General features: G+C 51.1%; 21 protein-coding genes. 14 read left to right on the top strand and 7 right to left on the bottom strand.

Annotation, left to right across the window (positions count from 1 at the left end):
• Positions 1-2: 2 nt before the first annotated feature.
• The 3 genes from IE076_RS01610 to IE076_RS01620 all read left to right on the top strand — a co-directional run bounded on the left by IE076_RS01610 (position 3) and on the right by IE076_RS01620 (position 3347).
• Complete coding sequence (locus IE076_RS01610) at positions 3-572, top strand: YceI family protein (RefSeq protein ID WP_189434763.1); 570 nt, start codon at positions 3-5, stop codon at positions 570-572.
• Positions 573-754: 182 nt separating this feature from the next.
• Entirely contained in the window at positions 755-2389 is a 1635-nt protein-coding gene (locus tag IE076_RS01615; protein WP_189434764.1) for a fumarate hydratase, read from the top strand.
• 361 nt (positions 2390-2750) lie between these two features.
• Positions 2751-3347 (top strand): L,D-transpeptidase, encoded by a 597-nt coding sequence (locus IE076_RS01620; protein ID WP_189434766.1) that lies wholly within the window; start codon positions 2751-2753, stop codon positions 3345-3347.
• Positions 3348-3380: 33 nt separating this feature from the next.
• Here IE076_RS01620 and IE076_RS01625 read toward each other — a convergent pair whose 3' ends face one another.
• On the bottom strand, positions 3381-3746 hold the full coding sequence (locus IE076_RS01625; protein WP_189434768.1) for a gamma-butyrobetaine hydroxylase family protein: 366 nt from the start codon (positions 3744-3746) through the stop codon (positions 3381-3383).
• 189 nt (positions 3747-3935) lie between these two features.
• On the opposite strand from IE076_RS01625, the gene moaA reads away from it, so the two are divergent.
• Positions 3936-4970, top strand: coding sequence for a GTP 3',8-cyclase MoaA (moaA, locus tag IE076_RS01630; RefSeq protein WP_189434771.1), 1035 nt, complete (start codon positions 3936-3938; stop codon positions 4968-4970).
• 76 nt (positions 4971-5046) lie between these two features.
• Here moaA and IE076_RS01635 read toward each other — a convergent pair whose 3' ends face one another.
• From IE076_RS01635 to IE076_RS01645, 3 genes are all read right to left on the bottom strand, one after another.
• Positions 5047-5217 (bottom strand): Flp family type IVb pilin, encoded by a 171-nt coding sequence (locus tag IE076_RS01635; protein WP_189434772.1) that lies wholly within the window; start codon positions 5215-5217, stop codon positions 5047-5049.
• A gap of 571 nt (positions 5218-5788) precedes the next feature.
• On the bottom strand, positions 5789-6724 hold the full coding sequence (locus tag IE076_RS01640) for a DMT family transporter (protein WP_189434774.1): 936 nt from the start codon (positions 6722-6724) through the stop codon (positions 5789-5791).
• A 178-nt stretch (positions 6725-6902) separates the two neighbouring features.
• Positions 6903-8036 carry an Mrp/NBP35 family ATP-binding protein gene (locus IE076_RS01645; RefSeq protein ID WP_189435575.1) on the bottom strand — a complete coding sequence of 378 codons (1134 nt, stop codon included), beginning with the start codon at positions 8034-8036 and terminating at the stop codon, positions 6903-6905.
• A 623-nt stretch (positions 8037-8659) separates the two neighbouring features.
• On the opposite strand from IE076_RS01645, the gene IE076_RS01650 reads away from it, so the two are divergent.
• The 10 genes from IE076_RS01650 to IE076_RS01695 all read left to right on the top strand — a co-directional run bounded on the left by IE076_RS01650 (position 8660) and on the right by IE076_RS01695 (position 19402).
• Complete coding sequence (locus IE076_RS01650; RefSeq protein ID WP_209008837.1) at positions 8660-10621, top strand: bifunctional 2',3'-cyclic-nucleotide 2'-phosphodiesterase/3'-nucleotidase; 1962 nt, start codon at positions 8660-8662, stop codon at positions 10619-10621.
• A 120-nt stretch (positions 10622-10741) separates the two neighbouring features.
• A complete protein-coding gene (locus tag IE076_RS01655) occupies positions 10742-11233 on the top strand; it encodes a BLUF domain-containing protein (RefSeq protein WP_209008751.1) in 492 nt (163 codons plus the stop codon).
• 186 nt (positions 11234-11419) lie between these two features.
• Positions 11420-12061 (top strand): molybdenum cofactor guanylyltransferase MobA, encoded by a 642-nt coding sequence (mobA, locus tag IE076_RS01660; RefSeq protein WP_189434776.1) that lies wholly within the window; start codon positions 11420-11422, stop codon positions 12059-12061.
• Positions 12062-12167: 106 nt separating this feature from the next.
• Complete coding sequence (locus IE076_RS01665; protein WP_189434778.1) at positions 12168-13412, top strand: molybdopterin molybdotransferase MoeA; 1245 nt, start codon at positions 12168-12170, stop codon at positions 13410-13412.
• 262 nt (positions 13413-13674) lie between these two features.
• Positions 13675-14451 carry a transporter substrate-binding domain-containing protein gene (locus IE076_RS01670; RefSeq protein WP_189434780.1) on the top strand — a complete coding sequence of 259 codons (777 nt, stop codon included), beginning with the start codon at positions 13675-13677 and terminating at the stop codon, positions 14449-14451.
• A gap of 412 nt (positions 14452-14863) precedes the next feature.
• Positions 14864-15640: a transporter substrate-binding domain-containing protein gene (locus IE076_RS01675; RefSeq protein ID WP_189434781.1), complete on the top strand. Its 777-nt coding sequence runs from the start codon at positions 14864-14866 to the stop codon at positions 15638-15640.
• Positions 15641-15895: 255 nt separating this feature from the next.
• A complete protein-coding gene (locus tag IE076_RS01680) occupies positions 15896-16672 on the top strand; it encodes a transporter substrate-binding domain-containing protein (RefSeq protein ID WP_189434783.1) in 777 nt (258 codons plus the stop codon).
• A gap of 78 nt (positions 16673-16750) precedes the next feature.
• Positions 16751-17461, top strand: a complete 711-nt coding sequence (locus IE076_RS01685; protein ID WP_189434785.1) for an ABC transporter permease — start codon at positions 16751-16753, stop codon at positions 17459-17461.
• Entirely contained in the window at positions 17458-18375 is a 918-nt protein-coding gene (locus IE076_RS01690) for an ABC transporter permease (RefSeq protein WP_189434787.1), read from the top strand. Before IE076_RS01685 ends, IE076_RS01690 begins: the two co-directional genes overlap by 4 nt.
• Positions 18376-18520: 145 nt before the next feature.
• Entirely contained in the window at positions 18521-19402 is an 882-nt protein-coding gene (locus IE076_RS01695; RefSeq protein ID WP_189434788.1) for an NAD(P)-dependent oxidoreductase, read from the top strand.
• 67 nt (positions 19403-19469) lie between these two features.
• Here the strand turns inward: IE076_RS01695 and IE076_RS01700 are convergent, their stop codons facing one another.
• The 3 genes from IE076_RS01700 to IE076_RS01710 form a co-directional block, all read right to left on the bottom strand.
• Positions 19470-19958 (bottom strand): Lrp/AsnC family transcriptional regulator, encoded by a 489-nt coding sequence (locus IE076_RS01700; protein WP_209008839.1) that lies wholly within the window; start codon positions 19956-19958, stop codon positions 19470-19472.
• Positions 19959-20196: 238 nt separating this feature from the next.
• Complete coding sequence (locus tag IE076_RS01705; protein ID WP_189434792.1) at positions 20197-20886, bottom strand: uracil-DNA glycosylase family protein; 690 nt, start codon at positions 20884-20886, stop codon at positions 20197-20199.
• A complete protein-coding gene (locus IE076_RS01710) occupies positions 20811-21455 on the bottom strand; it encodes a glutathione S-transferase family protein (protein WP_189434794.1) in 645 nt (214 codons plus the stop codon). The genes IE076_RS01705 and IE076_RS01710 overlap by 76 nt, the downstream gene beginning before the upstream one ends.
• Positions 21456-21623: the final 168 nt, after the last annotated feature.

Below are 21623 nucleotides of genomic sequence, written 5' to 3' on the forward strand. Positions count from 1 at the left end.
CTATGAGATCAATGACCAAATTATTCTCTAAGGCCAGCGTTTTTTTTGGGTTTGTCATGCTCGCCGCAGCTTCCACTGCCTCCGCAGATGAATGGCAGGTGGATCGCAATAGGAGTACGCTTGGGTTTGAAGTGATCAATAACGGCAATACTGTTACGGGTACATTTGGCACCTGGGATGCGAAGATCCTGTTCGATGACCAAGACCTTGAGAGCACGCAAATTCAGGCAACCATCATCACCGGAAGCGTGCAGACTGAGGACGCTCAGGCAGCTGGTGCCATTACCACTGCTCAGTGGCTGGATATCTCCAGCTATCCGGACGCCGTCTTCCGCGTTGATAATGTGGTGCCTGCTGGCGGCGACCTTTATGAAGCTGCGGGTACGTTGGAACTCAGAGGTGCCAAGATCGCAGTGTTCCTCCCGTTCACGCTTACCATTGAAGGTGATACAGCCCATGCTGTTGGTGAGGCCAAGCTTTCGCGCAGTGACTTTAATATTGGCGATGGTGTGCCAGAGAGCACAGTCGGCGACAACGTTACTGTTACGCTTGATCTTTACGCCACGCGCTGACGCCCCAATCTGACAAGAGGCCTGTATTATCCACCAGGTCGCTCGTCAATTCGGCGTAATCTAATAGATATGACGATTTTTGACGGCTGAGGGGCTTTGCCCCTCGGCTTTTTCTCTATAAAACGGCGTTCAGCAATTCAACAGTGTACGGCTGTACACCAAAATAGCCAGAGAGTCCCAAGATGTCTGATACACTTGCTCCCGAGTACGTTCACACCTCTCTTTTTCCATTGGGTAAGGACCAAACCCCGTATCGCAAGCTGACCTCCGATTTTGTGAGTGAAGTTGAGTTTGACGGTGAGACGGTTCTTAAAGTGGACCAAGAAGGCCTGCGTTTGCTTGCCGAAGAAGCATTTAAGGACATCAACCACTATCTGCGCCCTTCCCACCTTAAGCAGCTGCGCAAGATCCTGGACGACCCGGAAGCCACTGCAAACGACAAGTTCGTTGCCTTTGACCTGATGAAGAATGCCAATATTTCCGCTGCAGGCGTTTTGCCGATGTGTCAGGACACCGGTACAGCGATTGTAATGGGTAAGAAGGGGCGCAAGGTCTGGACCAATGGCAATGACGAAGCTGCGCTTGGTGAAGGGGCACGGGATGCCTACTTCAAAAAGAATCTGCGCTACTCTCAGCTGGCACCGCTTTCCATGTTTGAGGAGAAGAACACCAAGAACAACATGCCGGCGCAGATTGAGCTTTATTCTGAAGGCGATGATGCCTACAAGTTCCTGTTCATGGCAAAAGGCGGTGGGTCTGCCAACAAGACCTTCCTATTCCAGGGCACTCCAAGTCTCCTGACACATGATCGGATGATCGACTTCCTGAAGGAGAAGATCCTTACTCTGGGTACAGCGGCTTGTCCTCCATACCATCTATCGATTGTTATTGGAGGTACGTCCGCCGAACTCAACCTGAAGACCGTGAAGCTCGCCTCTGCCCGTTATCTTGACGAGTTGCCAACCGAGGGCTCTGAGGCCGGTCATGCATTCCGTGATCTGGAAATGGAAGCGGAAATTCATAAGCTGACCCAAGCTAGCGGTGTTGGCGCGCAATTTGGCGGCAAGTACTTCTGTCACGATGTGCGTGTGATCCGCCTACCGCGCCACGGCGCATCCCTTCCGATTGGTCTGGGTGTTTCCTGCTCCGCAGACCGTCAGGCCACTGGCAAGATCACCAAGGACGGTATTTTCCTTGAGGACCTTGAGCGCAATCCGGAAGTCTACATGCCAGAGGTGACCGATACGGACCTGTCTGATGACGTTGTGAAGATTGATCTCACCCGTCCAATGAGCGAGATCCTTGGTGAGCTGACCAAGTACCCGACAAAAACACGTTTGTCTCTGTCCGGTCCTTTGATCGTGGCGCGTGACCTTGCGCACTCCAAATTGCGTGATCGACTAGAGGCGGGTGAGCCTTTGCCTGACTATATCAAGAACCACCCGGTTTATTATGCAGGCCCGGCCAAGACACCGGAAGGGATGCCATCGGGTTCCTTTGGTCCAACAACGGCTGGCCGTATGGATGCGTATGTGGACCAGTTCCAGGCAGCTGGCGGCTCCATGGTGATGCTTGCAAAGGGTAACCGTTCTGCAGGCGTACGCCGTGCCTGTCAGGCGCACGGAGGCTTCTATCTGGGCTCCATCGGTGGCCCTGCAGCCCGCCTTGCTCAAGACTGCATCAAAAGCGTTGAGGTTCTTGAGTATGAAGAGCTGGGTATGGAAGCAGTCTGGAAGATTGAAGTTGAGGACTTCCCTGCCTTTATCGTTGTCGATGACAAAGGCAATGACTTCTTTAAAGAGCTGAACCTGAGCTGACGCAACGCTGCTTCGGTTTGAGAACTTGAAGGGCGCTCTTCGGAGGGCCCTTTTTCATTGGGTCAGATCCATACAATTTCAATAAATCACAATTTAAATTAGAATTGCTCATTCGATCTCGAGCATATTAATTAGTGTTTTAGGTAGATGCAAATTAAGCTCTAGGCTAATGTAATTCATCTTAGAGTTGATACTATGAAAATTCTTTTGCCATAAGAAGCATATAGCGGAAGTTGTAGTCTCTATTACTTCAACAATTAATAGATTTGACATTCTAAGCTGCGAGCGTCTCCCCACTCGTTGCATAAGTTCCCTCATGCAACCGAGATAAAACAAACAACAATATCCCAGGGGGTATTCAATGCGCATACTTATCGCGAGTGTTGCTCTTTTCATGGCGGCACTCTTTACCGGAACGCCGGCTAACGCCAACACTTCTGGAAAATTCTTTGACCATGCATCCAAGAAATGGGTCACCTATGGTCCCGCTCACCCGGGCAAGTCGCCTATCAAACGCAAACAGGTGCGTTACAATGGCTCTTACGGCCCCAATACGATTGTTATCAGCACCAAAGAAAGGCGCCTTTATCACATTCGAGGTGATGGCACTGCAATGGTGTATGGTGTTGGTGTCGGTCGCGATGGCTTCCAGTGGTCTGGTACCCACCGCGTCACGCGGAAAGCTGAGTGGCCAAGTTGGTCACCACCAGCAGTTATGATTGCCCGTGAGCGCCGTAAAGGCCGCATCTTGCCAACCTACATGGAAGGTGGTCCGAATAATCCACTTGGTGCACGTGCTTTGTACATCGGTAACACGATCTACCGAATTCATGGTTCCAACGAACCATGGACGATTGGTTCTGCTGTTTCGTCTGGTTGCATCAGACTGGCCAACGAAGACGTCATTCACCTTTATAACAACGTACGCGTCGGCACGAAGGTTGTTGTGCTGCGCTAAATTTAAAGGGGGTGGGCTCTCAGCCGGCCCCCTTTACTTCAGTTCCCGGCTCAGGCCGCGTTCTTTCAATTCGCTCAGATAGCGTTTCCACAGCAGATCTTTTTCATCATTCATTTCCTGGAAGTACCTCCACGTGAAGATCCCAGTATTGTGCATGTCATCAAACGTCAGTTTCACGGCGTAATTGCCAACGGGATCGACGCCGATAATGGTCACGCCTTTCTTTCCTGGAACCACTTTCCGTTGATCTGGAGAATGCCCCTGTACTTCTGCTGATGGAGACATGACCCGTAGAAATTCTGCGGTAAACGCAACCTTGAGGCCATCATCAAAAGTAATTTCAAGAGTTGAACCCTCATTCTTCAGGTGGATCTGCTCAGGCCAACGTGTTTCCGTCATGTTTTTTTATCCTTGCCCAACTTCATGGAACTCAGTATTGATGTGTCAGGAATTATACATGTGGTTCTAAGATATTTTCCTAGGTAAATCCACCGGAACTCCTACCTGATGGATTGACGCTAACTTGTTGCGCACTACATTGGAATTGTTAAATTCGTCACCTAAACAGATACGTGAGTGGAGGTTTCCATGGCGCAGCATGCCGAGGACAAACAGCAGGGTACACACCCAGCATTGATTGACCCGTTCGGCCGCGCCGTGACGTATCTTCGCGTTTCTGTGACGGATCGCTGTGATTTACGCTGCGTCTATTGCATGTCTGAGCACATGACGTTCCTTCCCAAGAAGGACGTTCTTTCACTGGAAGAACTGGATCGTCTGTGCACGGTGTTTATTGAAAAAGGCGTGCGCAGAATTCGTCTGACAGGCGGCGAGCCCTTGGTTCGCAAGAACGTCATGAGCCTCATTCACGGTCTGAAGCGGCATCTCGACAGCGGTGCGCTTGATGAAGTGACCATCACCACCAACGGCACGCAGCTTGAGCGTTTTGCTGACGAGCTTTATGAAGCGGGTGTGCGCCGTATCAACGTTTCCATCGACACGCTGGATGCAGATAAGTTCAAGGATGTTACGCGCTGGGGCGACATTCAAAAGGTCTTCAACGGGATTGAAGCTGCGCAGAAAGCTGGCCTCAAGATTAAGCTGAATGCCGTTGCGCTGAGGAACTTCAACGAGGACGAACTCATTCCGTTGTTCGAGTGGGCGCATGCACGTGGTCACGATCTGACGTTTATCGAAGCGATGCCGCTTGGCGAGATTGAGGGTGATCGGGTTGAGCAGCATCTGCCTTTAAGCGATGTGCGCAAAATGCTTTCCGCCAAGTACACGCTGACGGACATTCCTTATAAGACCGGCGGCCCTGCCCGCTACATGCGCGTTGAAGAAACCGGTGGCCGTCTTGGCTTCATTACACCGCTGACACATAACTTCTGTGAAAGCTGTAATCGCGTGCGGGTAACGTGCACCGGACAACTGTTCATGTGTCTTGGTCAGGAAGATCAGAAAGACCTGCGCGCAGCACTGCGTGCCTCTGAAGGAAATGAAGTGCTTTCCGAAGCGATTGAATCAGCGATTGCACGAAAGCCAAAGGGGCATGATTTTATTATCGACCGGGATAGCAAGTCAGCGACTGGAACGCGTCATATGAGTATGACGGGTGGGTGATTGCAACGTTGATCAGACAAGATAAAGGCAGGAAAAAACCCGGTTGTTATACAACCGGGTTTTTTCGAATTAGATATTATGTAGTACCGACACCAGTAAGTGCAGTCTTAATGGTTGTAAATAGAGCACTCACTTCTTCACCAGCTGTTGTAACTCCGCCAATAATTACAACAGAAATGAGTCCGGCAATCAGACCATATTCAATTGCTGTTGCTCCTGACTCGTCCTTAAGAAACTTAGCGAACATAATTTTAAACTCCGTTTTGAATCCTGCATGCCCCACTCCTCAACGGGACTGCGGACCAATTATGCCGTCATTTCTTGCCAATTTGTGAATCAAATTCGCCGCGTAATTTAGGTTGGTTCGAGGTATGCAGCATTATCAGAGCCATTTGCTGATGCTCACGAATACTGGATACACTTATACCAATTAACTAATTGATTTATTTAGTGTTATTTTTGATTTAAATTGTATTTATTAAAGTTACTAATTATTAACCTTGCCTTTTAATTGTCATATTTCCCACTACTTTTAAATAGCAAGCTCCAGTAATTCTCGCTGATCTTCTTGCTCAACGCTTGCATGGCCTCTTTCTAGAATCCCTAAAATATAAAGGCGCTCGAAGTATCAAACGTTCGCAGAGTGCATTGGGTTTGAGCTAAGGAGCGGTATGCTCTGTCCACCTATGACGCTCATCACCAAGCCTATTGTTCCGAGTGTCACAGCAACCGCTCACGACAGAATTGTTGGCTTGGGCACTTCGCTATGCCAAGGAGAAAGGCAGAGCTTAATGAGCCCTTCGCTTCTTGCTGAACCATCATTCTGCCGGAGCCAAGCGACCTTTTGCACGCAACATGATCTGTGGTTCCTGCCCGCTGGCTTTGAGTTCTCTCTGGCGTACGCGCTCGCGGTGGACTGTGTAGAGGCCGGAGCCGACGACGATTAGCATGCCGGTGATGGTGATTGTGTCGGGGATTTGGCCCCAGACGACAATGCCGATACCGGTTGCCCATAACAGGCCGGTGTAGCGCATGGGGGAGACGACACTCATGTCCCCTATTCTTGTTGCGGTGATTGCGAAGTAATAGGCACCAATCAGAAATGCGGAGACACCCAGGAGTGGTAGTAGGTGGCTGGTATCTACTGCAATCCATTCTTCGCCTGTTCCCATACCTGCCCCCATCAAGGTGACGGCTAGGCAGACTACGAAGCACACGCCAGAAGATGGCATTTCCTTTGGCATGGACTTGGTGACCAGATCGCGGAGGGCCATGAAGAAGACGGCGGCGATGGCGAGGAGTGCCCAGGCGTCGAAACCATCCATGCCGGGACGGATGATAAGGATAACGCCCGCAAACCCGAAGGCGATTGCGGACCACCTGCGCCAGCCAACAACCTCTCCGTAAATGATTGCAGCGCCAGCGGTCACAGCCAGAGGCATGGCCTGCAACATGGCGGTCGCATTTGCGATTGGCATTTGGGTCAGCGCTGTCAGGTACATAAAGGAGCCGATAATCTCCAGCACAGAGCGGCCTAATACCACCGGATGCAACAACCGACCGGCATTTCGAAAAGCCCCGGAGAACCAGCACCACATTGCCATGATTGATGTTGTGACCAGACCGCGAAGGAAGATAATCTCTCCCAGCGGCATGGACTGCGCTGTGTATTTGAGCAGCGCATCGTTGAACATGAAAAAGGCTGTAGACAGAAACATAGCCACAATCGCGCGGCCATTCTCCTTGGCAAGCATTTGCTTCGGGCTCCGGGTTTGAAGAGTGTCTGAGGGTGTACCAAGGTCGTGGCCTTTGGGTTACGACGGTAACAGCCTCTCAAGCGTTGGAGCCACCATATAATAAGCGGCAGGATGCAACGAGGTGACATTCTGCCGCTTAAGTAGAAATATACTTGAAATATCAGCTAGTTATATATCAGCCAATAACAATGTTCGGAGCTGATCTTGTTGCATCACCGGTTGGCTGAAGAACACCTTGCCAAAGACCTGAGGCGATTACACCATAGGCCTTTGAGACTGGGCTGTCTGGATTGCTCACAGTGATCGGCGTTCCGGTGTCAGACTGTTCTCTGATTTCCATGGTCAGGGGCACTTCACCGAGGAATGGGACTTTCATCTTTTCCGCTTCAGCTTTTGCGCCGCCATGACCAAAGATGTCATGGGTTCCACCACAATCGGGACAGATGAAGTGGCTCATGTTTTCGACCACACCGAGCACAGGGATGGCTACTTTTTCAAACATAGCGACGCCGCGACGGGCATCCAAAAGGGCAAGATCCTGCGGTGTTGAGACAATCAAGGCTCCTGACAGCGGCACCTTTTGAGCCATGGTGAGCTGAACATCGCCGGTTCCCGGTGGCAGATCAACAATGAGAACATCCAGCTCCCCCCAATCCACTTCACGCAGCATCTGGTTGAGAGCGGACACCACCATTGGTCCACGCCAAATCATGGCTGTGTTTTCTTCTACCAAAAAGCCGATGGACATGAGTTTGATCCCATGGGCTTCCAGTGGCTTCATAATTCTGTTTTCAAGAACTTCCGGCTGGCCGGAAGCGCCCATAAGCTTGGGAATGGATGGACCGTAGATATCCGCATCCAACAGCCCAACTTTCAGCCCCATTGCTGAAAGAGCAAGGGCGACGTTTGCTGATGTTGTAGATTTGCCTACACCGCCTTTTCCGGAAGCAACGGCGATGATGTGTTTTACACCCGGCACCCCTTGTTTTCCCGGCATTGGCGGGCCTTTGGGAGGAGCTTTGCCCATAGTTGGTGGGGGCGTTGATGGCGAGCCTGGCTGTTTTTCTGCGGTGAGCGCAACCAGTACGGTTTCGGCACCAGGGAGAACAGAAACAACTTTCTCAGCAGCCTGACGCAGGCCTTCCAACCCGGAGGCACGCTCTGCAGGGACCCTGATTGAAAAGACGACCTTCCCACCAGAAACAAAAAGATCCGCCACCAAATCCTGATCAACAATGTTGCTTTTGCCATCAGGTGACTTCACCTGTTTAAGTACTTCAAGAACGCGTTCCTGCGTCAACCCAGCCATCGTCTCTCCGGTTTCCTTTTGGTCTTTGCCTGATGCGAAACCGCCTTTGAGGCGTCCCCACATTCCTTTAGGTTTATTGTTGGTCATCGTGCACAGCCTATGAATCTTCTACGCGAGCAGAGAGAAAATTTGATTTAGGAAACAGATATGCCTGCAATTTAAATCTGCAAGCTCTCGCCAGCGGTTCTTTATGTTCCTTGGTATACTTCTCGGGAGGAAGAGAGCAATACAGAATTCATCATTGACGGCCCGTGACCTTTGCGCATTCGCAACGTAAACGGCCAAACCTGCGTTTTTCAGTTGAACTAAATTGGCTAAAAGTTGAGATAACCAACAAAAATTCACAGATATTTCAATGTACGAAAAAAATTTCATTGCAAATAAAACCTAGCGTCTTCTGAGGATTAGTCACTCCCCTAAGGGATCGGCCTTACGCGCGAGGGAACCAGCTTCCTGTTCTTGATACATTAGTACAGCAAACACAGGGGAAGGCGTGGTATTCAGGGCTAACCAACTCTCTTGCTGCTGCGCACGGGAGCGGGAGAAACGGGCGAAATTCATGCTGACATCTTTGTTCTGCATTTTCCACGAGCTAGGAGGCAATCGTGTCTAATCCTATTTTGATGAATCGTCGTAGCGTGCTGGGAGGCATGGCCGCTACCGGTGCCATTGCAATGGTGCATCCATATTCTGTTCTTGCAAAAGAGAATACAGCGCACTTGCGCTTGATGGAGACAACGGACCTTCACGTCCATGTTGCACCATACGATTACTATGCTGACCGTCCAATGGACACGGCTGGCCTTGCACGCACTGCAAGCATCATCAAAAAGCTGCGCTCTGAAGCAACCAACTCCATGCTGGTGGACAATGGTGACTTCCTGCAGGGTAACCCAATGGGTGACTACATTGCCTATGAGCGCGGCATGCGCGAAGGTGACCTGCACCCGGTCATCAAAGGCATGAACGTTCTGGGTTATGACGCTGGTACTCTGGGCAACCACGAGTTCAACTACGGTCTGGACTTCATGATGAAGGTTCTTGCCGGCGCAAACTTCCCGGTTGTTTCCTCCAACGTTTCCAAGGGCACGACTCTTGCTTCCAATGGCCGTAAAGATGATCTGTTCCTGAAGCCATACACAATCGTTGAGAAGAAGATTAAAGACGGTGCTGGCGTTGAACACACTATCAAAGTGGGCTTCGTCGGTTTCGTTCCTCCAATGATCATGAACTGGGACTCCCGTCACCTAGTTGGTAAAGCAAACACCCGAGACATGGTGGATGCTGCGCGCGCATGGGTTCCGGAAATGAAGGAACAGGGCTGCGATCTCATCATCGCGCTCTGCCATGGCGGTATCGCTGGTGGTAGCCATGAAGAAGGTGCTGCAAACACCGCACTGCACATTGCAGGCGTTGAAGGCATTGATGCGCTGTTTACAGGTCACCAACACGATGTCTTCCCAGGCCCTAACTATGAAGGCATTCCTGGCGTTGATGCTACCAAAGGTACCTTGCAGGGTAAGCCAGCAGCTATGGGCGGCTTCTGGGGTTCTCACCTTGGCGTAATTGACCTGATGATCGAGCGCGACGGCAACAATGGCTGGCGCATTGCAAACTTCACCACGGATGTACCTTCTATCTATAAGAAAGAAGGCCGCAAGAGTATTCCTCTTGTCTCCAGTGATGAAGAAGTACTGGCAGCGATTGAAGACGATCACAGCAAGACGCTTTCCTACGTGCGCCGCGCTGTTGGCAAAACCTCTGCTCCGCTGCACTCCTACTTCGCTCTGGTTGCTGATGATCCATCCGTTCAGATCGTTTCCAAAGCACAGACCTGGTACACCAAGGAGATGCTTAAGGACACTGAGTGGGCCGCTCTGCCTGTCCTTTCTGCTGCTGCTCCGTTTAAAGCTGGTGGCCGTGGTGGTGCGGACTACTACACGGACGTTGCTGCGGGCGATATCGCGATCAAGAACGTTGCTGACCTTTACCTTTACCCGAACACCACGCGTGCCGTGCTGATCACCGGTAAAGACGTGAAAGAATGGCTTGAGCGTTCTGCTGGTATGTTCAACCAGATCGAAGCAGGCCAGAAGGATCAGGTGCTTCTGGACCCTGAGTTCCGCTCTTACAACTTCGATGTGATTGATGGCGTAACATACGAAATCGATCTGACCCAGCCTTCCAAGTACGACGGCAAAGGCAATGTTGCGCATCCAGATGCAAACCGTATCGTGAACCTTCAGTTTGAAGGCAAGCCAATCGATATGGATCAGAAGTTTGTTGTGGCAACCAACAACTACCGCGCTGGTGGCGGCGGCAACTTCCCGGGCATCAATGATGATGTAACCATCTTTGTTGGTCCGGATACAAACCGCGACGTGATTGTTCGCTACATTGTGGATCAGGGTACCATCAACCCAACCGCTGACGCGAACTGGCACTTCAAGCCTGTTGCAGACACCACTGTTCTGTTCGAAACCGGCCCTGCTGGAGAGAAACATCTGAAAGATGTTAAGGGTGTGCAGATTGAAGCTGCTGGTGAAGGCAAAGACGGTTTTGCACTGTACCGCATTACGCTTTAAGTCTGAGTGACTTACGCAACTTCTGGGAAGCGGGGCCTTGTGCTCCGCTTTTCTATTTTCGCAAAAAGCGAGCGATTTCAGTGTTTTAAACACTGTATTTTACATTTTTAGAAGAATTTGATGTCAGACTTCCCTGAGCAGGAGGATCTGACAATGAGTGTTACGCAGTTATGTTACCGCAGCCGCATTCATTGGCCTGCACTTCGGTATGGCCTTGATGAGGAAGTTGAGCGTTCGCTGACGCGCATTCGGCGCATCAACTCCATGGCTGGTGTCACCGGCGCACTTATCCTGACAGATAATCACGTTTTTCAGTTGCTGGAAGGACCGTGGCCGTCCGTCAAGCGCACGTTTGAGTGTGTTCTTGAAGACAAACGCCACTCCGATCTGACTGTTCTTTCCAATGAAGAGCAGGATTTCAGGCTCTTTCACAACAGCTGGATGCATTTTTGCGACCTTCGCGAAGATGCTGACCGGGCTCACCCGGGTTTCCTCGGCAATCTGCTTGCTCACCCTGACCGGACATGCGGTGAAGAGGTGATGGAGCTGCTTCTCCTGCTCTCGATGAATATGAGTGAAAACCAGCTGACCAACCGTCTTGCTCTCATGTAACGCGTGTCTACTCCTCCTGAGGTGGCTTGGCCACCGCTCCCTCACGCTCCTAAAGGCAACTCTCCTCCTTTGCCTTTAGGAGCCTTTTTTTTGTGGTTTGGGATGGAAGAGGCTTTGCACCCTGCTCTATCCTGTTTCACAAGTACTCCAATAATTTAATTCAGAGATTGAAGTTGGAACTCAAGCATGTCAGTTGAGCCAGTTGCGCAAAACAAAGTGGTCGGTTGCGTGCTTTGTGGGGGAAAGTCCCGTCGCATGGGTGGCGCTGACAAGGCATTGCTGATCTTCGATGGCGTGTCGCTGCTGGAGCATGTCAGCACACGGCTACAAAGTCAGGTGCAACAGGTCATTGTGAGCGTGAACCAGCCAAGTGATCTCCACACACGACTGGGGCTGCCTTTGCTGGCTGATGAACTTAGCGGGCACCTTGGACCGCTGGCTGGTATTCATGCTGCGTTGAGCTGGGTCGAGAAACACGCGCCAGACACAAACGATGTGATGACGGTGGCCGTTGATACGCCGTTTTTCCCGACAGATGTGGTTGAGACGCTTTTATCCCACCGAGAGGCTCATATTGATCGACCGATCACCTGTTCCAGCGGTGAGCGTGACCATTTTGCGCTTGGGTTGTGGCCTGTTGCGCTGGCGGGTCCGCTGAAAGAGTATCTCCTGAATGGTGGCCGCAGTATCAAAGGCTTCTTTCAGTCTCATCCGCCTGTCATTGTGGCATTTGGCCATCAGCGTGCGGTTGATCCGTTCTTCAACATCAATACGCCGGAGGATATTCCAGTGGCGCTGGAGCATCTGGCTCGTTTACGGGTGCAATAACGGGAAAATCTATCAGATGCTTGTGGCATCTTTGATTTTTGCCAAATCCTTGTGCGTGACTCTGGTAAATAAAGAAGAACGCCCACTTAAGTTTTTTGGAATGAACATGAACACGAAAACGCCTTTGCTCAGCTTTGACGAAGCCCTTTCTCATTTGCGTGAATTAGGTCACTGCAAAGTCACTGCAGAAGAGACATCGCTGTACGAGGCTTATGGGCGTGTTCTTGCCGAAGATATCATTGCCACCTGCGACCTGCCGCGTCTGGATAATTCTGCGATGGATGGCTATGCCATCTCCCTGTCCGATGACCAAAGTGACGAAACTGCCTTTCCTGTCGTAATGGAGATCTATGCAGGCTCCATGCCGGAAGCACCGCTCAAACCGGGAGAAGCCGCCCGCATTTTCACAGGTGCACCAGTGCCGGAAGGCGCAAACTTTGTGGTTCCACAAGAAGATTGCAGGGTGACTGAGACCGGTGGACGGCGTGCTGTGGTTGTCTCACGAACCTACGCAGCGGGATGTAACATCCGCCGCAAGAGTGAAGATCAGCGCAAAGGCATGCCGATTGTGAGTGCGGGCACTATACTGCGTCCGCAGGAGATCGCTGCGGCTGCTTCTATTGGACATGGGACACTTAAGACATATCGGCGCCTGAAGGTGGGTGTATTTTCGACTGGCAACGAGTTGATCCGTCCAGGAACGACGCACAAGGATGGACAGATCTTTGACGCCAACCACTTCCTGCTGCGCGGTATGCTTGCCAATTTGCCGGTCGAATTGGTTGATCTGGGTATTCTGGCAGATCAGTGCGAGGCTGTTGAAGCTGCGCTGGAAGCTGCATCCGCGGAGTGTGATGTCATTCTGACCTCCGGTGGGGCTGGCAGCGGCGATAAGGATTTTGTATCGGCGACCCTTTCCAAGCTGGGAAAGACCAGTTTCTGGCATCTGGCGGTCAAGCCGGGTCGTCCGTTCATGGTTGGTGAATTGCCGAATTGTGTCTTTATAGGTTTGCCGGGCAATCCGGTGGCGGCGACAGTGGCCTTTGCGTTTCTTGCGCGACCGCTAATTGAAGCACTGGCTGGTTCTGGCTTTAAGACTGCACCACGGCAATACATTCGCGCTGACTTTGAGATCGCGAACCGTAAGATGGGCCGGCGCGAGTTTTTGCGTGGGCGGCGCGTGGTTGAGAACGGTGCTCTCAAACTGACCAAGTACCACAGTGACGGGTCAGCCCTCTTATCCTCCCTCACATTTGCTGATGGCTTCATTGAGTTGAAGGAAGATGTTGCGACCGTCAGCAAAGGCGATCTGGTGCCGTTCATCAGTTTTGCGGAAATTGGCCTTAGCTAACTCTACCTGCTTGTGTTTTCAGAATCGCGGAGCGGTCATTTTTCCACGTTTAGATCTATAGTTGCAATTTTAATAAGTTTGCCCTCAAAGCTGCGAAAAAATGCAAGATATTGCCGATAACTATCATAAGTTTGCAGATAATTAGCCTAATATGCTCGCTATATAGGTTGATCTACGGATACTTTTAGTGAAACATGAGACCCGGTTATGCAGGGGCCTACCTAAAGAAGCCCTGCCAAGATAATTAATTCGGGGACATAATATGCGTATTATGCGTTTGGCAGCAGTAGCAGCGATTGCTTTGGCAGCAGTTTCTGGCGCGGAAGCAAAAGAATGGACAAAAGTTCGCATGGGTACTGAGGGGGCTTACCCTCCATTCAACTACACCACCGCTGACGGAACACTGACCGGCTTTGATATCGAAATTGGTAATGCTCTTTGTGATGAGCTGAAGCTTGAATGTACATGGGTTACTCAGGACTGGGACGGCATTATCCCTGGTCTGATTGCTGGCAAGTACGACACAATTCTTGCTTCCATGTCCATCACTCCAGAGCGCATGGAAAAGATCTCCTTCTCAGAGAAGTACTATAACACTCCTCCAGGTATTGCAGTACGCAAGGATTCTGAACTGACCGAGGCGTCTGCTGCTGGTTTGGAAGGCGTTCGTCTTGGCGCACAGGGCAGCACCACGCACTCGCAGTTTGCTGAGGAAGTTTTGAGCGGTTCTGACGTTGCTCTTTACCCAACTTCTGAAGAGTACAAGCTGGATCTGGAAAATGGCCGTATCGATGCGGCTGTTGATGACGTAATGGTTCTGACCGAGTGGGTTAACTCTGATCAGGGCGCTTGCTGTAAGATCCTTGGCACAATGCAGTCCATTGAAGAGATCCACGGTCAAGGTGCTGGTATCGGCGTACGTCAGGGCGACGAAGACCTTGCAGCTCTGTTCAGCAAGGGCATCGCAGCTCTGCGCGCGAACGGCAAATACAAAGAGATCAACGACAAGTACTTCACTTTCGACGTTTACGGCGAATAAGAGTAGCTTGACGATAAGCTGACTTGTCAGCTGATGCTTTTTGCCCCCGGGAGATCGCTCTTCCGGGGGTTTTGTTTTGCCAATCGTATCGATCATGATGCCAACTCATCAGATTGGAAGGCCTTATAGTTCAAACTGCCAAAGGGCGCCGGTATCGCTCATGGCTCAATTTCCGCACTCGGTCGCGAAGCAAAAATATTTTCACTGAACCTCGTCATAGGTAGAAATAATTAGATAATGCAACCCGTTAAATTAACGGATATTACTCCATACTAACGGCATTTCGCGTATTTCTTCCCATGGGCTCCGTTATTTCAGTTGAATTTTTGAGTATTTTTTATAGTGTCCTTTGCAGCAAATGCAGAGCACAATCAAAAATGAACACTCTGCCAACAAGAACAAGGATACACGGATGTCGTTTGCCCGCATGGCGCTGGCCACACTCATGAGCTTCACTGCTGTTTCAGCACTTCAGGCAGAGGAAATCACCAAACTACGTATTGCGACCGAAGGCGCCTACCCTCCATTCAACTACACCGGATCCGATGGTGTACTTACCGGTTTTGACGTTGAGATCGGCAATGCACTTTGCGCCGAGATGAAAGTTGAATGTGAATGGGGTACTCAGGAATGGGATGGAATGATCCCGGGTCTCGTGGCGGGCAAGTACGATGCGATCATCGCAAGCATGTCCATTACAGACGAGCGTCTTGAGCGCATCTCATTCTCCCGCAGCTACTACAACACGCCATCCACCGTTGCTGTTCCAAAGGACTCTCCGGTGACTGAAATCACTCCGGAAGCGCTGGACGGCCTGCTGATTGGTGCCCAAGGCGGTACAACACACTCTGTTGTGGCAGAAGAGATCTACTCCGACTCTGATGTGTCGCTGTACCCAACCTCTGAGGAATACAAGCTGGATATCGAAAATGGCCGTCTGGATGCCGTGATTGATGATCTCGGGGTTCTCCAGAGTTGGATTGATTCCGATGAGGGTTCCTGCTGTAAAATCATTGGCTCGTTGCCGATCCAGCCAGAGCTACATGGACAAGGCATTGGTGTTGGCGTTCGTAAAGGACAGGAAGAACTGGCAGAGCGCTTCTCAGAAGCCATTCTCGCCATCCGTGCAAACGGCACTTATAAGACCATCAACGACAAGTACTTCTCTCAGGACGCTTTTGGCGAATAGAGCCGTGTAAGTACGAGGCAAGGTCCAAGATTGAGGGAAGTTTCTGTGATGCATCACCGTTTTGAGGAATAGAAACACTCAAAACTGGTCAGATTGGAAACTTCCTCCTCTCAAGATGGATTGAATTGGCATTTTTCTGCCGACACACCTAATCAAACAGGTTGAAATCTGATTTCATCCATTTAAACATGCGCCCCGGCTGTGCAGGGAGCCTTTGTGATTTCCCCTGTCAAGAACATACAAAGGGGAATTCAAATGAGCTTCAAGCGCTTCGCCACAGTGGCCACATTCGCAGTTCTTGCTTCTTCTCAGGTGCAGGCAGAGGAATGGACCAAAGTCCGGATTGGTACCGAGGCCTCCTACCCCCCATTTGCATACACCACCTCTGATGGACAGCTGGCTGGTTTTGAGATTGATTTGGGCAACGCATTGTGCGCCGAAATGAAGGTCGAGTGTGAATGGATGCCTGTTGATTGGGATGGATTGATCCCGGGACTGGTTGCAGGCAAGTACGATGCGATCATGGCCTCTATGTCCATTACCCCAGAGCGGAAAGAGCGCATTGAGTTCTCTGAAAAGTACTACCAGACCCCTCCAGGTGTGGCGGTACCAAAAGACAGCCCAATCACCGAAGCCACCGTTGAAGGGATGGCGGGTGCACTTGTAGGTGCACAGTCCGGCGCAACACACGCGATATTTGCTGAAGAAGTTTTCACTGAGTCAGACGTGTCTTTGTACCCTACTGCTGATGAGTATAAACTTGATCTGGAGAGCGGTAGACTGGATGCAGCAGTTGATGACGTAGTAGTTCTGTCGGAATGGCTGAATTCAGAAGACGGAAATTGCTGTAAACTTCTCGGTACGATGGCCGCTATTCCAGAGATACACGGCGAAGGCGTTGGTGTCGGTGTTAGCAAGAATGATCAAGACTTAGCAGACCTATTCTCCAAAGCGGTTATTGCTTTGAGGGAGAATGGAACGTACAAAGAGATCAACGACAAATATTTCGAATTTGACGCCTACGGAGAGTGATGGCGTCAAACTTCGGTACACTCAGGCGGCGGGACTTTTTTCCCGCCGTTCTAAAGAAGAATAGGGGCAATCCCCGTAATGAATGAAGCTTTAACACTCTTGTCCTTTGGGGACATGGGCTGGGGCGATGAGATAGCACTTGGTGTTGTTACAACCGTCTCTCTTGCACTGGCAAGCCTCCCCATTGGCTTGCTTTTGGGTTTTCTGCTCGCCCTTGCAAAGAAGTCCGAAGAGCCTTCCTTGCGCGCAGCTGCCAATGTTTACACAACAATTTTCCGGGGGCTTCCAGAGCTCCTCACCTTGTTTCTCGTCTATTACGGCGGCCAGATCCTCATTCAGCAAGTGCTTTCGCTGTTTGGGGATGTCTACTTTGAGGTGAACGCGTTCCTTGCAGGCATGATTGCCCTGTCACTTGTGTTCTCTTCCTATGCATCAGAAGCCTTTCTCTCTGCATTCCGCGCGATCAACAAGGGGCAGTACGAGGGTGCTGCTGCGCTGGGTCTGGGATACGGACAGACCATGCGTCTGGTAATTCTGCCGCAGCTTGTTCGCCTTGCTTTGCCTGCGCTGAGCAACCTGTGGCTCATCTTGCTGAAAGAGACTTCTCTGGTTTCCATCATCGGTCTGGCGGACATCATCCGTTATTCCAATATGGCAGCGCGTACCACTAAAGAGCCGTTCCTGTTCTTCTCGGTTGCCTGTGCAATCTATCTTGTTTTAGCAATCATTTCTTCCGGCGGCATTTCCCGCCTTGATGCCTGGGCTAAACGCGGAGAAGCTCACAAATGAATGATGTTTCTCTGCCCTCTCAGCAAAGCTACGTGCAACCGAAGACAATTGAGCCGCAAACACCACCACCTGCGCCAAAACATCGTCCGTGGACATCTACGCGTGTAGTAGGCACAACCTGGCTGACTCTCTGGATTGCCGCTGGTCTGGGTATTATCTGGTTCCTGCTCAACTCGAACCATGTTGCACTGGTGTTCGGTGGTGAAGGCTTGTTGCCTGTATCCATCACGCACAACGCAACATTTTTAAGCAGGTATGGCGAGAAGTTCATTTCCGGCTTCTTTGTCACTTTGCAGCTTGTCAGCGTTTCCATGCTGTTGGGTGTACTGCTCTCCATTCCGCTGACCATCATGCGCATGAGCAAGAGCCGCATTCTGGGTGGCATTGCGTATGCCTATGTGTATTTCTTCCGCGGCACGCCGCTGTTGGCGCAGGTTTTCCTGCTTTACTATGGCGCTGGTTCTTTCCGCGAGCCCCTACAGTCCGTCGATTTATGGTGGTTCTTCCGTGATGCGTGGAACTGTGCGATTCTCGCCTTCACGCTAAATACAGCTGCCTACCAGGTAGAGATTCTGCGTGGTTCGATCGAGAGCATGCCTAAAGGCCAGTGGGAAGCTGCAGACGCACTGGGGCTTCCGAAATGGCTGACTTTCTGGAAGATCATTCTCCCACAAGCTCTGATCGTATCTCTGCGGCCATATGGCAACGAGATTATTCTCATGATCAAAGGCTCCGCGATCGTGGCGATCATCACCATCTACGACTTGATGGGTGAGACACGCCGTGCATTCTCACGGACCTATGACTTCCAGGCTTATGTGTGGGCGGCGATTGCTTATTTGGTGATGGTGGAGACACTGCGCCGGGCGTGGGATCGTATAGAGGATCGATTAACGCGTCACCTGAAACGGTAAGCTATTTAACAGAGACGAATACTTGAAAGCGCAGGTTCTGAAGCCTGCGCTTTTTTCGTTAACGCACCCAATGATTTTGCGTGGTATCTCAGCGCGAAGCTGGTAGTGTGGCGGCGTTTTGATTCAAGAATACAAGGAAAGTCGGATGGCAAAGGTCGCGTTTATTGGTTTGGGTGTCATGGGGTTCCCAATGGCTGGTCATCTCGTCTCACGTGGCGGTCATGACGTTACCGTGTATAACCGGACAACAGCCAAAGCAGAGGCGTGGACGAAAGAGCATATTGGTTCCTTCGCCAAGACCCCTCAGGAAGCCGCTGAGGGCTGTGACGTTGTTTTTGCGTGTGTTGGTAACGATGACGACCTGCGCACTGTCACGATCGGCGAGAATGGCGCCTTTCACGGCATGAAGCCAGGGTCGATCTTCGTGGATCACACCACAGCCTCTCCGAAGGTTGCCCGTGAGCTGGACGAAAAAGCACGGGCTGGCGGATTTTCATTCCTTGACGCTCCCGTATCTGGTGGACAGGCTGGCGCTGAGAAAGGTGTTCTGACCGTTATGATCGGCGGTGAGGAAGAGGTCTTTAACCGCGCCAAACCTTTCATAGATTGCTTTGCGAAATTTGCAGGCCTGATGGGGGCTGTGGGTGCGGGTCAACAAACCAAAATGGTCAACCAGATCTGCATCGCTAGTCTGGTGCAGGGCCTTTCCGAGGCGATCCACTTTGCGCAAAAGGCCGGCCTTGATATTGATAAGGCGATTTCCGCTGTGCGCGGCGGAGCTGCACAGTCCTGGCAGATGGAAAATCGCTGGGAGACCATGCGTGATGGTGAGTTCGATCACGGTTTTGCTGTGGACTGGATGCGCAAGGATCTGAAGATGTGCCTTGAAGCGGCTGACGAGGTTGGCGCTCGCCTTCCTGCGACCGCGCTGGTGGATCAGTTCTACGCAGAAGTTCAGGGGATGGGCGGCAACCGCTGGGATACCTCCAGCCTGCTTGCCCGGCTGAACAACGCTGAAAAGAAGTAATCACTTCCAGCACAAAGCCCCGATCAGATGACCGGGGCTTTTATTTTTTTGACTTTAGCAAACAGTCCTATGACATGTTCGCTTTTGGCTTTTCGGCGATGATATAAGATAGCGGCAGTTCAGTAGTGTACTTGATCTGCTCCATGGCGAAGGTCGTGGAAACGTCCGCAATATCTACCTTTGCAATCAGCCGCTTATAGAAGTCGTCATAGGCATCAATATCTGGCACGGCGACGCGCAGAAGGTAGTCCACCTGACCTGCCATGCGGTAAAATTCCACCACCTCTGGAAACTCACGGATCACGTCTGCGAATTTGCGTAGCCAGTCGTCTGTGTGCTGGTTGGTGGTGATGGCTACGAAGGCGGTGACTTTGGCGTTGACCTTCTTTGGGTCAAGCACTGCAACGCGGCGGGTGATGACCCCGTCTTCTTCCATCTTCTGGATACGGCGCCAGCATGGGGTGGTTGACAAACCAACGCGGCGGCCAATTTCAGCTACCGGAACGGTGCTGTCTTCTTGTAGAATGGACAGAATGCGACGGTCGATCCTATCGATCATATTATACCCCTATCTCCCACCGGAACTTATTCTTTGGCGCAAAATCATTGCACGAAGCATACGATCATGTGGAATGGTATTCCAGCTCAAAACGCCAAGTTATTTGCAGTAATATAGGTTTTCGTTCTACGACACCTTAAGAACATGAAATTTATTTTCATGGATACGGCAATCTACAGGGGCCAAAGAAAACAGATCCCATATACATGGGCTGACAAAAAAAGAATCTCTCAATTCAACCCATAAGGCGTCTGACTTCTTCTTTCAGGAGCGGGAGCAGCTCACTTTCGAACCACGGATGTTTTTTTATGTGGTGGTTGTTGCGCCAAGAGGGGTGAGGAAGGGGGAGAACGCGAGGGCCGAGACCGTCTGCGTGGCGCTGTGATGTGACCTCCCAAATTTTCTGGAAGTCCTCGATTGTTTCCCAGAGACGTTTTTTGGTGAAGTCGGGCATGTGGTAGGCCTGCGCATAGCCACCTATTGCAAGCAGTGTTTCAAGCTGAGGCATATTGCTGAAAACTTCTTGATGCCAAGTCTTTTTGCATTCGGGCCTTGGGGGCTTGTCTCCACCTTTGGAGTCCAAACCGGGGAAACAGAAGCCCATGGGGATAATTGCAAGTTTGTCGCGGTCGTAGAAGGTCTCGCTATCTACCCCCATCCAGGCGCGCAGGCGGTCTCCGGAGGGGTCCGTGAATGGTATACCTGATGCGTGGACGCGGGTTCCCGGTGCCTGTCCGCAAATGGCGATGCGCGCGGTTGACGACAGCACGACGACGGGCCGCGGCTCATGCGGCAGGGGCTGGCGGATTGGATGCTCCACACAGACCCTGCACGCAGCGATGCGTTCTCTTAAGTCTTGGATTTTTCTTTCATCACCTGTAGTGCTGCCTGCACTGCGGGACGCTCTGTCATCATTGCATACCATCGGTGCAGATTACCAAGTTCCTCAGGAACTTGCAGCTTAATTACGCGGGCAAAGTTTAATGCTACAAATAACGTAATGTCAGCAATGGAATACCGATCTCCGGCCACAAACTGGTTGTTTGCCAATTGCGCGTCGAAAATGGCAAGTGTTTCCATCACTTTGGGCCGGTTCGCCTCCCCCCACTCCTTAATCTGCGGCTGTTCAAGTGGTGCCATGGCGGGATTGGTGTGGCGGAACACCTGAGCAATCTGATATAACAGCCCCAGATCGCCACGCCGGTTCCACATCTCGATCAGCGCTCTTTCCTTGGCCGTTTGGCCGAGTAAGGGCATGAGAGGGTTCATTTCTTCGAAATAACGGCAGATGGCGCAGCTTTCTGCGATTGCGGTACCATCATCGAGTATAAGCACGGGTAATCGCTGAAAAGGATTTATCGCTTTAAACTCGTCTGCCTTCAATTCGCCATGCATGAAATCTACGTAGGTGGTGTTAACCTTAATACCCTTCTCAGCGAGGAATAAGGTAACGCGAAAAGGATTAGGCGCTTGCCTGTGGCTATATAGTTTCAATGGTGCCTCCCAACAACCATAAGCTGTTGCCCTTACAATCTACGGGTGAAACTGTCCCAAACCTGGGCATTCTTCCAGCATTTTCAGTCACTCGTATACCTGATGTTAACCCTATGAGTCAGAGCAATCTTAAGAGATCATGTTCATTCTGGTCAAAAGGGCAAGTAT

The sequence above is a fragment of the Pseudovibrio japonicus genome, assembly GCF_014651595.1.
GTDB classification, from domain to species: Bacteria; Pseudomonadota; Alphaproteobacteria; order Rhizobiales; family Stappiaceae; genus Pseudovibrio; species Pseudovibrio japonicus.

Coding starts and splice junctions, on each gene's coding strand:
- IE076_RS01645 (WP_189435575.1), bottom strand. CDS start 8,036: ATGGCTGGGTTGACGCAGGAACGCGTTCTTGAAGTACTTAAACAGGTG.
- IE076_RS01665 (WP_189434778.1), top strand. CDS start 12,168: ATGAACACGAAAACGCCTTTGCTCAGCTTTGACGAAGCCCTTTCTCAT.
- IE076_RS01655 (WP_209008751.1), top strand. CDS start 10,742: ATGTCAGACTTCCCTGAGCAGGAGGATCTGACAATGAGTGTTACGCAG.
- IE076_RS01615 (WP_189434764.1), top strand. CDS start 755: ATGTCTGATACACTTGCTCCCGAGTACGTTCACACCTCTCTTTTTCCA.
- IE076_RS01640 (WP_189434774.1), bottom strand. CDS start 6,724: ATGCTTGCCAAGGAGAATGGCCGCGCGATTGTGGCTATGTTTCTGTCT.
- mobA (WP_189434776.1), top strand. CDS start 11,420: ATGTCAGTTGAGCCAGTTGCGCAAAACAAAGTGGTCGGTTGCGTGCTT.
- IE076_RS01690 (WP_189434787.1), top strand. CDS start 17,458: ATGAATGATGTTTCTCTGCCCTCTCAGCAAAGCTACGTGCAACCGAAG.
- IE076_RS01650 (WP_209008837.1), top strand. CDS start 8,660: ATGAATCGTCGTAGCGTGCTGGGAGGCATGGCCGCTACCGGTGCCATT.
- IE076_RS01695 (WP_189434788.1), top strand. CDS start 18,521: ATGGCAAAGGTCGCGTTTATTGGTTTGGGTGTCATGGGGTTCCCAATG.
- IE076_RS01670 (WP_189434780.1), top strand. CDS start 13,675: ATGCGTATTATGCGTTTGGCAGCAGTAGCAGCGATTGCTTTGGCAGCA.
- IE076_RS01680 (WP_189434783.1), top strand. CDS start 15,896: ATGAGCTTCAAGCGCTTCGCCACAGTGGCCACATTCGCAGTTCTTGCT.
- moaA (WP_189434771.1), top strand. CDS start 3,936: ATGGCGCAGCATGCCGAGGACAAACAGCAGGGTACACACCCAGCATTG.
- IE076_RS01610 (WP_189434763.1), top strand. CDS start 3: ATGAGATCAATGACCAAATTATTCTCTAAGGCCAGCGTTTTTTTTGGG.
- IE076_RS01675 (WP_189434781.1), top strand. CDS start 14,864: ATGTCGTTTGCCCGCATGGCGCTGGCCACACTCATGAGCTTCACTGCT.
- IE076_RS01635 (WP_189434772.1), bottom strand. CDS start 5,217: ATGTTCGCTAAGTTTCTTAAGGACGAGTCAGGAGCAACAGCAATTGAA.
- IE076_RS01625 (WP_189434768.1), bottom strand. CDS start 3,746: ATGACGGAAACACGTTGGCCTGAGCAGATCCACCTGAAGAATGAGGGT.
- IE076_RS01705 (WP_189434792.1), bottom strand. CDS start 20,886: ATGGTATGCAATGATGACAGAGCGTCCCGCAGTGCAGGCAGCACTACA.
- IE076_RS01620 (WP_189434766.1), top strand. CDS start 2,751: ATGCGCATACTTATCGCGAGTGTTGCTCTTTTCATGGCGGCACTCTTT.
- IE076_RS01685 (WP_189434785.1), top strand. CDS start 16,751: ATGAATGAAGCTTTAACACTCTTGTCCTTTGGGGACATGGGCTGGGGC.